At 34.0% G+C, this 14,465-nt stretch carries 11 protein-coding genes; 5 read left to right on the top strand and 6 right to left on the bottom strand.

Going from position 1 to position 14,465, the window contains the following annotated elements; translation table 11 throughout:
- Positions 1-11 precede the first annotated feature (11 nt).
- The 3 genes from ROY99_03145 (at position 12) to ROY99_03135 (ending at position 3,916) form a co-directional block, all read left to right on the top strand.
- On the top strand, positions 12-1,775 hold the full coding sequence (locus tag ROY99_03145; protein MDT3695361.1) for a bifunctional UDP-sugar hydrolase/5'-nucleotidase: 1,764 nt from the start codon (positions 12-14) through the stop codon (positions 1,773-1,775).
- A 257-nt stretch (positions 1,776-2,032) separates the two neighbouring features.
- Positions 2,033-3,232 (top strand): hypothetical protein, encoded by a 1,200-nt coding sequence (locus ROY99_03140; protein MDT3695360.1) that lies wholly within the window; start codon positions 2,033-2,035, stop codon positions 3,230-3,232.
- Positions 3,233-3,514: 282 nt separating this feature from the next.
- A complete protein-coding gene (locus ROY99_03135; GenBank protein ID MDT3695359.1) occupies positions 3,515-3,916 on the top strand; it encodes a hypothetical protein in 402 nt (133 codons plus the stop codon).
- A 146-nt stretch (positions 3,917-4,062) separates the two neighbouring features.
- Here ROY99_03135 and ROY99_03130 read toward each other — a convergent pair whose 3' ends face one another.
- Positions 4,063-4,851 carry an alpha/beta fold hydrolase gene (locus tag ROY99_03130; GenBank protein ID MDT3695358.1) on the bottom strand — a complete coding sequence of 263 codons (789 nt, stop codon included), beginning with the start codon at positions 4,849-4,851 and terminating at the stop codon, positions 4,063-4,065.
- 2 nt (positions 4,852-4,853) lie between these two features.
- Positions 4,854-5,246, bottom strand: a complete 393-nt coding sequence (locus tag ROY99_03125; GenBank protein ID MDT3695357.1) for a DoxX family protein — start codon at positions 5,244-5,246, stop codon at positions 4,854-4,856.
- Positions 5,247-5,575: 329 nt separating this feature from the next.
- Here ROY99_03125 and glgA point away from each other — a divergent pair, with 329 nt between their 5' ends.
- Complete coding sequence (gene glgA / locus ROY99_03120; protein ID MDT3695356.1) at positions 5,576-7,039, top strand: glycogen synthase GlgA; 1,464 nt, start codon at positions 5,576-5,578, stop codon at positions 7,037-7,039.
- A gap of 270 nt (positions 7,040-7,309) precedes the next feature.
- Here glgA and ROY99_03115 read toward each other — a convergent pair whose 3' ends face one another.
- The 4 genes from ROY99_03115 to rpmH all read right to left on the bottom strand — a co-directional run bounded on the left by ROY99_03115 (position 7,310) and on the right by rpmH (position 12,551).
- Entirely contained in the window at positions 7,310-10,018 is a 2,709-nt protein-coding gene (locus ROY99_03115) for a patatin-like phospholipase family protein (GenBank protein ID MDT3695355.1), read from the bottom strand.
- Positions 10,019-10,059: 41 nt separating this feature from the next.
- Entirely contained in the window at positions 10,060-11,913 is a 1,854-nt protein-coding gene (gene yidC, locus ROY99_03110; protein ID MDT3695354.1) for a membrane protein insertase YidC, read from the bottom strand.
- An 87-nt stretch (positions 11,914-12,000) separates the two neighbouring features.
- A complete protein-coding gene (gene rnpA, locus ROY99_03105) occupies positions 12,001-12,399 on the bottom strand; it encodes a ribonuclease P protein component (protein ID MDT3695353.1) in 399 nt (132 codons plus the stop codon).
- A 5-nt stretch (positions 12,400-12,404) separates the two neighbouring features.
- Complete coding sequence (rpmH, locus tag ROY99_03100) at positions 12,405-12,551, bottom strand: 50S ribosomal protein L34 (protein ID MDT3695352.1); 147 nt, start codon at positions 12,549-12,551, stop codon at positions 12,405-12,407.
- A gap of 493 nt (positions 12,552-13,044) precedes the next feature.
- Between rpmH and dnaA the strand changes: the two genes are divergently transcribed.
- Positions 13,045-14,463, top strand: coding sequence for a chromosomal replication initiator protein DnaA (dnaA, locus tag ROY99_03095; GenBank protein MDT3695351.1), 1,419 nt, complete (start codon positions 13,045-13,047; stop codon positions 14,461-14,463).
- The last annotated feature ends 2 nt before the right edge of the window (positions 14,464-14,465 follow it).

Genomic DNA, 14,465 nt, shown 5'->3' with positions numbered 1-14,465 from the left:
TCGGAAGTTATATGATAAAAAAATATTTCTTTTTTTTAGGCGTTTTATTTTTTTCGTTAACCGTTTCTTTTTCTCAAACTCTGAGGGTTAAGATAATTGAAACCTCTGATGTTCACGGTGCAGTTTTTCCTTATGATCTAATAAATAATCGCCCATCAAATTCATCGCTCGCACAGGTATCATCTTATTTGAAGGAACAACGTTCGGATACCAACCAAATTGTTTTTCTGCTGGATAACGGTGATATTCTACAGGGCGATCCGGCAGCTTATTATTACAACTTTGAAAAAACAGATACGCTCCATCTTATTGCTGATGTAATGAACTATATGAAATATGATGCTGCAACTGTGGGCAATCACGATATTGAAACCGGACATGTTGTTTATGACAGATTTAATAAAGAAATTAATTTTCCCTGGCTTGCTGCAAATGCAGTAAATACGAATACAGAGCAGCCATATTTTAAACCTTATACAACTGTTGAACGCGGCGGGGTTAAAATTGCAATCCTCGGATTGATTACACCCGCAATCCCAAAATGGCTTCCGGAAAAAATCTGGAGTGGAATCCGGTTTGATGATATGATAGAAACAGCAAGAAAATGGGTTAAGAAAATCAGGGCAACCGAACAACCTGATCTGATGGTGGGACTTTTTCACTCCGGTGTGGATTTTACTTACGGAGGCGAAAATGAAAATACATACAGAAATGAAAATGCTTCAAAGCTTATAGCAGAGCAAGTAGATGGTTTTGATCTGATATTTGTTGGTCACGATCACGCGGGCTGGAATTTTAAAACTAAAGGTCCTGCCGGAAGAGATGTATTAATACTTGGTACAACTGCCGGCGCTCAAAATGTTGCCGTTGCTTCCTATGTTTTAAAGTATGATAAAATGTGTATGATATACGATAAAAAGGAAATTAATGGCGAACTTGTAAGTATTAAAGATTATTCTCCGGATCCGGATTTTATACAACGATATGAGAAAAATCTTAATGAGATAAAAAATTTTGTAAACAGACCTATCGGTAGTTTTACTGAATCAATTTCTTCCCGCGATGCTATTTTCGGTCCTTCTAAGTTTGTTGATTTAATTCAAAGCATTCAACTGGGGCTTACCGATGCAGATGTTTCTTTTACTGCGCCGCTTTCTTTTAATGCCCGGATTGATAAGGGAGCTGTTTATGTAAAAGATATGTTTGATCTTTACAGATTTGAAAATCTTCTCTATACAATGAAACTAAGCGGACAGGAAATAAAAGATTGTCTCGAGTTTTCATACGGCAACTGGTTTAATCAGATGAAAGATCAAAACGATCACCTGCTAAAATTTAAACTGGATGAAAAAGGAAATATTCAATACTCTGAAAGAACTAAATCTCCTGAACTTGATGAGCGATTTTATAATTATGATGCCGCTGCGGGAATTAATTATTTTGTTGATGTTACAAAACCGGTTGGTGAACGTGTTACTATTATTGGTTTTTCAAACGGCAAATCTTTTGACATAAATAAAGATTATAGTGTGGCTATCAATTCTTACCGCGGTAATGGCGGAGGAGGACATCTGACCCGCGGAGCTAAAATTCCACAGACAGAATTGTCTAAGCGAATTATCAATTCAACCGAAAAAGATCTCAGATATTATCTGATGAAGTGGATTGAAAAGGAAAAAATTATTACTCCAAAATTATTGGGTAACTGGAAGGTCATACCTGAAGATTACTGGAAAGCCGGAAAAGAAAAAGATTATAAAATTTTATTTAAGTAACTCTTTCGCACATTTTTACTGAGCGGACAGACTGTTTTATAATTATTATGCTTTTGATACAGAATATTTTTCATTTTGCATCTCTGTTGAGATATCAAGTATAATAGACTTTCTTTTTTATTTTAAATAATTATATTGCCGATACAGAAACTTAAAGCATCTTAAAAGTTCAACAATTCTTGAACTATAATGTTTCCGAATTATGTTTATATAATTACTTTCTTCATCAGCGCTTCAACAAACGACAGGAGGGTGGTATGATAAAAAAAACGATTCTTGTTTTGTCAACAGTTGTTCTGGTTGGCTGTAATAAAGAAAACCCTATTGACCCCGGTCAGTCGTTTCAAATCGTTGTTTACTCTCAGGATGGACAGCCTGTTGAGGGTGCAATAGTTGAAGGCGGTATTGATTGGGATCATTTTCAGGTAAGGACAAATGCTGATGGTGAAGCAAATTTACCCGGTTCAATCCGCGGCGGCAGTGTAGCAATCTACAAAACCAACTATCTGCCTGTTTCTATAAATAATATTTCCCCCGCCAAATACACTTTGAAAAAAACTACTAAAAAACTTGAGCCGGTTGGTGATGTTTCCGGTAAAGCAATCAGGTTCGATCAAAATAAAATCCTGACGCTTGATTATAACGGCACATACCATTTTTATACTTACAACAACCAGGGTGTTACTGAAGCGTTCAGCACTCATCTGCACGATTCAATTAATGCAGTGCGGGAAACTAAATTATATGGCGATACTCTTTGGCTTTCTACCCATAATTCGGGTTTGTTTGCCTTTTCAATTCAGAACCCTTCGTCTCCAAATTTTTTGTTCCGTATTTCTATCCAGGGTTATCTCGGACCTTTTGTAGTTATGGATTCGCTAATTGCGCTTGGTCATTACTGGAGCCCTGGCCCACTTAAAATTATAGCATATAAAAGTAATGGAAGTTTCCGCGAACTTTCCAGTGTTAAAAATTATTTTGTTTTAAAAATGACCGGCATTGGCTCAGCAATTATCCTAATCGGTAACAGTGATATTCTTCCAACTATATTCGATATTTCTAATCCGGTTTCGCCGCAGCTTCTTTACAATGGACTTGAATGGGAATATCAAACAGGATTCTTTTATAAAAAATACGCTGTGCTTACTCCAAAATCTGGATGGGGAGGAGATAACATACATCTGGATTATAAAATCATGGATTTATCAGATCCTGCTGTTCCTGTTGCCATTGGTCTGTTCAGTGCTGATTCATGGATAACAGGAATTGTATCTGATAATTCAGCAGTTGGTAATTACTATTATCACTCTCAAACTTTTAGTGTTCTTGAGGGCAGTATTTCGTCCGGTTTTCAAACTGTTGCAACTGTATCTGGAAATTCAATAGATGGATTTGCAGGATCTAATCCTCCGTATTATTTGATTGGTAATAGACTTTGGAAACTGATGGAGAGATAAAACTTAACTATAGTAAGCTTGAGTTATTATTGTATAAGATTTATTTCAATTACAATAAATATTTAGATAAAAATATTTTAACAATGAGTTTCTGAAAGAAATGCCTGTTATAAAAAATAATTAATGCCTCCTTTTATTTGATGCTGACGTTTTTTATTCTTACTGCTAAAGCACAATTATGAGCAATCAAATCAAAACTATTTTCTTTCTTTACTAAATATTTTGTTATTAGTTTAATCTCTATTTAATAATTTTGTATTACATTTTCTTAAAAAGATTTTCATGAAAAATATTTATATCCATATCCTTTGGTGGTTCGCTTTTTCGTTTGTAGCAATATTAAACGGAGTCATAAGAGAAGCAACTTATAAAGACCTTGTAGGTGATCTGGCGGCACATCAAATATCAACTGTAACTGGAATTATTTTCTTCGGAGTAATTTTCTACTTCATATTTAAGAAGTGGAAAATAGAAACAAAAGACCATGCTTTAATATTGGGATTTATCTGGCTGGTTTTAACAATTCTGTTTGAGTTCGGTTTCGGACACTATGTGATGGGAAATTCATGGGATAAACTTCTGTTCGACTATAATCTGTCAGAAGGCAGGATATGGGGCTTGTTTTTATTCTGGTTATTAATTGCTCCATATATTTTTTATAAACTACTATCCAAAAACAATTAACAAAACAATTTATCAGCTTATTTCAAATCACTTGTTTTAAAAAAATCTTTATGAAAAGACTTTCTGTTATAAGATTAATTTATCTGGTGCTTGATGTGTGTTTTATTTTCAAGCACCAAATTGATTTTGTTACACAAAAACAAATTTTAAAGTCTATCTAAAAAATTTTTAACTGCTTCATTAACGTCCTCGGGATTTTCTACAGGACTCAGGTGCCCGCTGTTTTTAATAACAATGAACTCCGCTCCGTTTATTTTTTCTGCCATTGATTTCATTACTTCCGGAGGTGTTAGTACATCCTTCTCGCCGCAAATTACAAGTGCCGGAATATTTATTTTATCTAAAAACGCTGTTGTATCATTTCTTCCAAGCATTGCAAGCAGCGATCCCTTAACTCCTGCAGGATCAAACTGTGATGATTTTGATATTCGTTTTTCAAGCTCACCTTTATGATTTTGCTTGTAATGCTCGCCATAGCAGTTGGTTATAAAATCTTTTGTAAACGGAACTAAACCCTCAGTGTTTATCCTCTTTATTCCAGCAGCACGTTTTAACTTGCCTTCATTAGTATCTGCCTCAGATCTTGTATCAAATAAGATAACTGCTGAAAATTTATCCTGCATTCTTTCGAGTGCTCGAAGTGAAATATATCCGCCCATCGACAATCCGCATAAAACAGGTTTAACCAGTTTTAATTCGTCAATCACCGATTCAAGATCATCAACAAATGACTCCATTGTAAATTGTCCGTCGCCGACAGGTGAATTTCCTAATCCTCTGATATCATATCTGACACAGTAATGGTTATCGCTTAAAAAATCTACTTGCTTATCCCACATAAAGTGGTCTAAAGGGAATCCGTGTACAAAGACTATTGGTTTTTTATTAGGGCTGCCATTAGTAAATGCTGCAAGATCATTAATTGTTAGATTCATAATTAATACTTTCTGAACTTTGCCGGCAATAATTGGTTAATCGAATATTTACCTGCTCCAAGTATTAACAAGGAAACAAAAACAATCAGATAAAGCAGTGCTGTTTCTTTAGAGGATAATGGGTCTGATATGTGAAAAATAACCCCTGCAACAAACATATTAAACGATAATATACCTGCGCTAACACGCGGAAAAAGTCCAAGAACCAAAAGACCGGCACAGAAGAACTCTGCAAAAGCAGAAAGAACCATGCTTGTTCCCATACCCAAACCAAGAGGATCCGCAAATTTAATTTCACCACCAGACATCAGAGCTTGTACTTTCATTAAACCGTGATTGATTATTATAAACAAACCTGCACCTGCGCGCAGGATTAGAAGTGCAAGATCTTTCATGTTGTTTTCTCTCCTTATTAGATTAGTTTTATAAAATTGCCGCCAAATATAAATTTAATCCGGTTAAAATATAAGACATTCAAACGGGCTGTGAGCTATATCTTAAACAAGTTTTGCACTGTTTTTATGTTTAACATTATTTCTGTTTTGTCAGATGATCTTTTACAAAATTTTTTTAGATTGAAATAAAGAATATCAAAACGATACTTAAAATTTTAATGATATCGCTGCACGTTAACAGAATTATATTTTCCATCTCTACATCATTTAACTTTTCATTAAGAATAAGTTAATATTTATCTTTGCCAATAAAAATTAAGTCCAGAGATATGAAAATAGCTTTTATAACAACTGAGTGCGTTCCATACGCAAAAACAGGCGGGCTTGCTGATGTTGCCGGGTCATTACCAAAAGCTTTGGAAAAACTGGGGTGCGAAGTAAAAATATTTATGCCAAAGTATAACTCAATCGAAGAATCAAGAAAAGGATTGAGATACAATTGGGATATTGGCGAAATGATCGTTAGAATAAATGGCATAGACCGCCCGGTTCACCTTCATCAGGCAAAACTTCCTAACAGCGATGTTGAGGTAAATTTTATTGACTGCCCGCATTACTTTTACCGCAATGCAATTTATACAAACGATATTGACGAAGATGAAAGGTTTATTCTTTTCAGCAAAGGAGTAATAGAAACCCTGCAAAGATTTGCCTGGGCTCCTGATGTTATTCATTGTAATGATTGGCAGACAGGGCTTATCCCGCTTTTTATAAAAGACAATTACAATTGGGACCGCATGTTTGATAAAACTGCAACTGTGTTTACAATTCATAACATAGCCTATCAGGGAAGATTTTCTAAATCTGCTTTATCTGCTGCAGAGATCCGCGGCAGCTTATACTATCCCGGTGGTCCGGTTGAATTTGAAGATTCTGTTTCTTTTATGAAAACAGGAATTGTTTTTGCTGATTTAATAAATACTGTAAGCAATAAGTATTCTCACGAAATATTAAAAGAAGAGCATGGAGCTGGGCTGCATAATATTCTTCGTGCCCGTAAACCTGATGTTTACGGAATATTAAATGGTGTTGATTACAGTGAGTGGGATCCCGAAACCGATAAATTCCTTCCGTATAAATATTCATTGAAAGATCTTTCTGGCAAAACAAAAAATAAAAAATTTTTAATGGATCACTTCAATCTTCCATTTGATGAAGAACGACCGTTAATTGGTATGGTATCAAGACTTGTGCAGCAAAAGGGATTTGATATTTTTGCCGGAGCTATTAACGAATTGATGAGTCTTAACGCACAATGGATAATTTTGGGAAGCGGTGAAAACAAATATGAAAGTTTTATTCGCAGGCTGCCGCAATATTTTACAGGGAAGATCGGAACCTACATAGGATATAATAATGAGCTGTCTCACTTGATTGAAGCTGCTGCAGATATTTTTGTTATGCCCTCGCGTTATGAGCCCTGCGGCTTAAATCAAATTTATAGTTTAAAATATGGAACTATTCCGGTTGTTAGAAAAACAGGCGGACTCGCAGATACGGTAAAAGATTGGGATGAAGAAAATCAGTTTGGCTTTGATCATGGAAACGGATTTTCATTTTATGATTATACAAGCTATGCGCTTTCATCTTCAGTTGAGCGGGCTGTAAATACTTTTAAAGAAAAAGATATTTGGAAAAAGATTCAGCTAAACGGAATGGTACAGGATTTTAGCTGGAAAACATCAGCAGAAAAATATCTTGAGCTGTATAAAATGGCTAAGGAGAAAAGATAAAATTTGTAAAAGATATCATCATTAGACAAGCTCAGGGTAACACAAGCTGTCATGTCAATCTGAACCTGTCGAAGACTGACACAGAACAAGTTTATATCAACAAAGCACAATACTTCGGCAACGTTCCTGAGATTGCCTGGAACTTTTACATCGTGGTTTCCGGTCCGTAATAATTTTGCTGAAAGATAGAATGAGCCGCTCTCTTTTTAAAAAAGAGACTTTGAGAGTCAATGGCTTACACAAAAACTTTTGTTTTAAGTATCGTCACTATCAGTAATAATATCCGATAGAAAAATAAAACAGCACATCGCCCCAGCTGATAGGATTATCCGGAAGATCATTACGAAGCAGAAAACTTCTTCCGACTGCAAACTCTGCCGGTCCTATTGGCGTATCGAATGAAATTGCAGTTCCAATTCCATGTTTCAAATCTTTGAATCTGATTTGTTCCTGAAATGCCCATGTTGAGCCTAGATCATATCTGAATTTCAGATAGGTATCGAAAAAAATTATAAACGGCAGTTTATATCTATACATTAAAGAAGCAAGCATAATCTGTCTTCCGCGATATTCATTATCATGCATGCCAAAAAATGTTTCCTGTCCGCCAATTGAATATTGCTGACTTAATGGAAGGGTTTTATCTGCAAATCCGAATTTAAAAGATGGTGAGATAACGCTTCGTGAAGACAACTTAAAATAATTTTTATATTCAAAACCAATATTACTGTATCCGACCTCCCCGCCTAAAACTGAAATCGCTGTTTCATAATATCCCGAAAAATAAACTCCGTTTTCAGTAAAAGGATATTTATCCTGAGTATCTATAGTTGTTGAGGCTTTAAGACTTACGATCTTTGTTTTATATGCTGTCGTTGGTTCATTGTCTTTATTTTTAATCTGATCAAATTGATATTTACCTTCAAGGATAAGATTACCAAATCTGCCAACCTGTGTACCTATTCCTAAAGAAAGTCCATAAAATATTTGTCTGTATTTCCCAATTTCTTCTCTGGAAAATCTTGAGTTGCTGGTTAAAGGAATATCTTTGTAAACATGCACATCATTGAATTTGTAAAACCCATTTATTTTATAAGTAAAATACGTCTCGAACACCCTGTTGGCTTTTTGTTCAAGTATGTAGGCACGATTATCAAGTCCGCCGAATAAGATTAAGCCGAGCTCTGTGCCGGTGCCAAAAAAATTTTCATCTCTTAAATCAAATCCAAGCTGTGCCCGATATTCATTATCGCTTCTAAAACTAATTCTTAAAAGGCTTGAGGGTCTTTCATCTACCTTTATTGTAAGAACATTTTGTCCGTTTTTTTCTTTAACAACGACATCAACATTATCAAAGATTCTTGTACTTCTTAGGTTTCTTAATCCTTCCTTAATATCATCTATTTTAAAATAATCTCCCTCATCAAACTTGAATTCTCTGATTATTACATTTTCCTTTGTCTTTTCATTGCCGGTTATATCAATTTTAGAAATGATCCCTTCATCAATAAAAATTCTCAGCCTTTCTTCTTCTTTATTAAAATCAATATTTTGAATTCCAGCAAGCGAATATCCATCTTCGCGATATATTTCTATTAGCTGTAAAAGTGCATATAGTATCTTTTTGCCAGAAAATCTTGCGCCCTTTAAAGAAGAGAAAACAGAACTTACTCTTTCAGAGTGAATTTGTGAAATCCCGATTATATCTATATGTCTGATTACAGGATTGTATTCTCTGTTCAAACGCAGCACGTTTTCACTATCAGACATCACTATCTGTGCGCCTAAGTATTTATAATCTCCTGTTTCTAATAGTTTATAAAGATCGTAATTGATCATTTTGTTGGAAACAGAATCTAGATTTTTGTAATTATAGAAAAATGCCTGCTCTTTTAATGTAAGGCTGCTATCTAAAATTAAACTTTTAAAGTAAACTTCTTTATCTGGTATTGAGTTAAAAACCGCAGAATCAATTTTAGACTTAAGGCTTTTCATATATGGCTTTGAAGTTTTATAGCCCAGATATATTAATGTATCAACCTTATTAAAATCAGTGGATAGTATGTTTCCTATCGCCGGCTCAATTATAAAATCAGCGTTATTTAATTGCTCATTATTGTTTTGCTTCATCGGTATGCTGACCATTTGATCAGCCATAACCCAAGGCGTAGAAAGTTCTTCTTCGCTCCACAGACCACTTGTTGTATTAACTGCTACAACAATGTCTCCGCCATTAGATTTGGCAATGTCAACAGGAATGTTGGCAACAAGGCCTCCATCTACAAGCAGCAGAGTGTCCATCTTAACTGGTGCCAAAAAAAACACAACTGAAGAGCTTGCTCTTAAGGCATTGCTAATTGATCCTTTGCTAAGCACAACCGGTTTGCCTGTTATTAAATCTGTACAAACTGCCCTGAATTTTTTTGTTAACAAATCAAATGAGTCGTCCGAATGAAGCGGAGCGTTAAGCGCAAGAACATTTAAATGATTCGATAGTTTTTGTCCATCATTAAATGAGGTTGGAAGTATAGGTGCAAAGCCCGATAAGCGTAAAGAAAAAATGGCTTTGTCCTCTGTTACTTTTTGATCAATAAATAAATCTCTTCTGTTGGATTGATTTGAAAGTGTTAGCAATTCATTCCAGTCTGTTTCCAGTGCAATAGAATCAAGCTGATCGGCAGAATAGCCCGCTGAATACAATCCGCCAACAATACTTCCCATACTTGTGCCAACAATAATATCTGCCTGAATTCCCGCCTCTTCCAGCGCTTTAAGAACCCCAATTTGTGATAAACCCCTGGCACCGCCTCCGCTTAAAGCTAAAGCAATTTTTGGTTTATTTTTTGGGATCAATTCGACCAGACCAAAAGGAAGTTGTTTGCTTTCCAAAGGAAAGTTGAAATTATAAATATCCTGAGAGTATAATTCGCTGAAAAAGAAAATTGTTAAAATCAAAAGTATTGGAATTCTCTTTTTCATAATTAAATCTTATTTAAACAACCCGAAAATAGATTTTATTTTTATTTTCTTTTCTTCTGCTGGGTCTTTGCTTGTTCTTCTGCAGCTTCCATCAACTTAGACATAAAACCTTTTTTCTTCTTAGGATTTGCTACTGGTACCAGTTCTACTTTGCCGCCTTTATGATTAATGTAATATTGCTGTGCAATGGAAAGAATATTAAACATAAAATAATAAAGGTTTAGGCCCGATGGAAAGCTCATAAATAGCAACGTAAGCATAATCGGCATCATATAAACCAGAGCCTGTTGTTTGGGATCTTTTACAGTCATTTTCTGTTGTACAAAAGTTGTAATACCCATAAGCAAGGCTAAGCCGCTAATTTCGCTGATGCCGAATATTGGAATTTTATATCCGATATTATAAATAACATCCGGTTGAGACAGATCGGTAATCCATCCAAAAAAAGGCTGTTGTCTTAACTCAATTGCTGATTTAAACAAACCCCAAAGCGCAATAAAGATCGGCATTTGCAAAAGCATCGGAAGACAGCCGCCAGCAGGATTTATACCATAGGTTGAATAAAGCTTCATTGTTTCTTTATTCATTTTTTGCGGATCGTCTTTATATTTTTCTTTAAGCTCTGTTATCATCGGCTGCAGTGCCTGCATCTTTTTCATTGACTGAAAGCTTGATTTAGTCAGCGGATATACAGCTATCTTAATGATAATTGAAAAGATTATCAGTACAATACCATAGTTAGGAATAAACGAGTTAATAAAAAGGAATAAAGGTAGCAGTATATACTCGGCAATAGGTCTAACGATAAACTTTAATCCAAAGAAACTTCCAAAATCTACAATTGCAACTAGATTTCTTCCGTAAGATTCTAATTCTTTATAATCAACCGGACCAATAAATAAAGTAAAGGATTGTCTCTCTTCTGTTTTGTTCTGAAATGGAAGAGTTAGCCTTGCATTATACAGTTTGGTAAGTCCATCTTTACCCACCGAGTTAGTTATTCCTTCAATGTATGCGCCTTCAACCTTTTGTGGATTATCAGGAATTATAACGACAGCAAAATATTTATTTCTTACTGCCAGCCAATCTATTTTTCCCCTAAATTCTTTGACTTCCTTTTCTCCTGTTGAAGATGCACTAACAATAACCTGCTCATCACCATAGTAAACACTAGCATTAGAATAACTAGCTTCATCAACTGAGTTTTTTTCTGCAAATCTTATTCCGTTCTCCCAAATGAGATCATACGAGTTGCTGCTGATATTGTTGTTTAATCCTGAAAAGATAATATCGCTTTTAACTTCATATTTATCAGCAAAAAAGATAAAGGTCTTAGTTATGGTTTTCCCGGGTTCAAGTTGTAGTATATAATCCACTTGAAGTGAGTCTGTTCCGGTTAAACTGACATTTGTAGAGGCTAGATTACTTTGAAACGTAAACTCTTTAGTATTTATTCCGTGACCATCGACTGAAACAAACGAAAGGTCGTACGATCCCCCTTTTGTATAATTTAAAAGCTGAACATTGTCCAGATAATTTTCCTGAACTCCTTTTTTATTAGCAGAATACCAGTTATTAAATTTTTTTAAGAATATTTTTTTAAAGTTTCCGCCTTTATTAGATAATTCAAACCTTGCCAGCTCTGTTTCAATTACAGTAATAACTTCGGGGATGCTGTCCTGTTTTGTCTGTTTAATCAGAACATCATTTTGAATAATTTCTTTTTGCGGTATAGTGGTAATTGTATCCGGACTGCTGTTTTTAAGAGTATCGCTTAATTGTGTGGTGTTTGATTTGGGTTTTGTCTGTTTATTGGGATCCGGTGCTGTTATATAAAGCCACAAAACCAGTATTGCACCAATTAAAATAAACGCAATTGTTGTTTGTTTATCCATTTACTTGCTCATGTTGGTATTATCTTTTTATTGGATATGTTAGATGGAGGTTTTAATATTGAAAATCTAAAATTCAATAGTATCCTGTTAAATATTATCCGCAACTTTGTTAATCAAATCTATAACACCGCTTATAACATCTGTTAAATACAATTTTTTATTTTTTTTCTCAGTAAGCTTATATGGTGAAAAGATCAAAAAAATTTCTACCTTCTTTTCTGTTGCTTTTTCAGCAAGTAGTCTCTTGTTTAGCCTGTAAGATTCTTTAATTAATCTTTTTACCCGGTTTCTCCAAACTGCCTTTCCTGATTTTTTTGAGATAGAAGCAGCAATTTTAACTCCGTTACTCTCTGCATTTTTATTAATATAATAATGGATCTTTAGTGATAAATCAGAGCTTAAAATAATTTTACCAGAACTATAAACCTTATCAAAATCCTTTTTCCTTTTAACCCTTTCGTTCCGGTTTAAAGAAAAATTCTTCAAAGTTATTATTTCTCATCACTAACTGTTAGTTTTTTTCTGCCCTTTGCTCTTCTGCTGGCTAAAACTTTTCTGCCGTTTTTAGTTTTCATTCTTTCTCTAAAGCCATGCTTGTTTTTTCTTTTTCTGTTGCTTGGCTGAAATGTACGCTTCATTATTTACTCCTATTCTACATAAAGTCTGCAAAAATATAGATAGATTCCTTGTTTTACAACAATTTGAAAACATAAATAATACTTACTGTGACTAATTAATTTGTAAAGATATGAAATAATCAATGCTTTAATTCTTTATCAAACACCCATTTAAAAATTATTTTAATCAGTTAAAAAAAATATTTATCTAATAAACTTGCTGAAAGATAAATTTGTGTCTATCTTTTACCATTATTAGCTAAACAATTTGAACGTTAATAACTTGTTGATAACCTGCTTGTGTGAAAATGTTTCACAATTCCAAGGGATGAAATTTTAATGTAAATTTTACTTGTAACTGTTCAATAACATTAAAATATTTTTCACAACTACTTATAAAAAAGCTCTTTAGCTTCTTTTTGGTGATGTTGATAACTTGTTAATTGTTCAAGTTTTTTGATTTTATTGTCTTTTAATTGACCATTTATTTGAATTTTTAACCAATACTCCTAATGTGGATAACTCAAAATTTATTAATCTGGAATTAACCTCAAAGTCCGAAAATCTGGATGCTAATTCAGTTTGGAAAAAGTGTTTAACAATCATTAAAGAAAACGTTACTTTAATGACTTACAATACTTGGTTTTTACCAATCAGACCTGTTAGCCTAATTCAGAATACGCTTAAAGTACAATTGCCAAATCCTTTTTTTTGGGAATGGATAGATGAACATTTTAGCACAATAGTAAAAAAAACTATTTACGATGTTTTAGGACCCAGCGGTAAACTTTCATACATAATTGCGGATGAAAAAGAAATTAAAAATGAAGAGCTTTTTAATTCGGCAAATAATCGCAATCCCGTAAACATTAAATCTGTTGAAACAAAAAAACCATCTCATGAAACAAATTTAAATCCCCGCTATAAGTTTGAGAATTTTATAAAGGGTGAAGGTAATCAATTAGCCAGGGCTGCTGCGGGTGCAATCAGTGATAATCCTGGTGGAACTTCGTTTAATCCTTTTTTTGTTTACGGAGGTGTTGGTTTAGGAAAAACACACCTGATACAATCTATTGGAAACAGTATAATTGAAAAGTTTCCCAGCAAAAAAGTAATTTATCTATCAACAGATTCTTTTACAGTTGAGTTTGTCGAAGCCATACAAGCTAACCGCGTTAATGAATTTTCCGGATTTTATAGGAATATGGATGTGTTGATAATTGATGATATTCAATTCTTAACCGGCAAAGAAAAAACACAGGATTTGTTCTTTCATATATTTAATACACTTCATCAATCCAGAAAACAAATTATTCTTTCCAGCGATAAACCACCAAAAGAACTAAAAGGATTAGATGAAAGATTAATCTCAAGATTTCAATGGGGTTTATCTGCAGATATTCAGCCGCCGGAGTTAGAGATGCGTATTGCAATTCTTAAAAACAAAGCTGAAGATTATGGGATGATGATTTCTACTGAAATATTAGAATACCTCGCTAACAATATTACATCGAATATACGAGAGTTAGAGGGTTCATTAATAAAACTTCTTGCAAGTGCTTCATTAAATTCTAAAGAAATTACTCTTGACTTGGCTAAACGAACTGTTAGAGAAATTGCAACCGATAGAAAAATTAATATTACGATTGATGATATAAGCAGAATAATCTGCACACAACTGAATATTCCGGAAAACAAAATCAGAGAAAAGACCCGCAAAAAAGAAATAGTTCTTGCCAGGCAACTTGCTATGTTTTTTGCTAAGGAATTAACCAAAAACTCACTAAAAACTATTGGACTTCATTTTGGTGGAAGAGATCATTCAACTGTTATACATGCATGTAATAATGTTGAACAAATGCACAATTCTGATGCATCAATGCGTGATCTGATTGATAGTATTAGAAATAAGCTTGAGATTAATAATTCCTGAAA

Origin of the sequence: Ignavibacterium sp. (assembly GCA_032027145.1) — a bacterium.
Classification (GTDB): Bacteria; Bacteroidota; Ignavibacteria; order Ignavibacteriales; family Ignavibacteriaceae; genus IGN3.
Note: the sequence above shows the minus strand (reverse complement) of the source record. Positions and strands in the feature narration are given on the sequence as shown.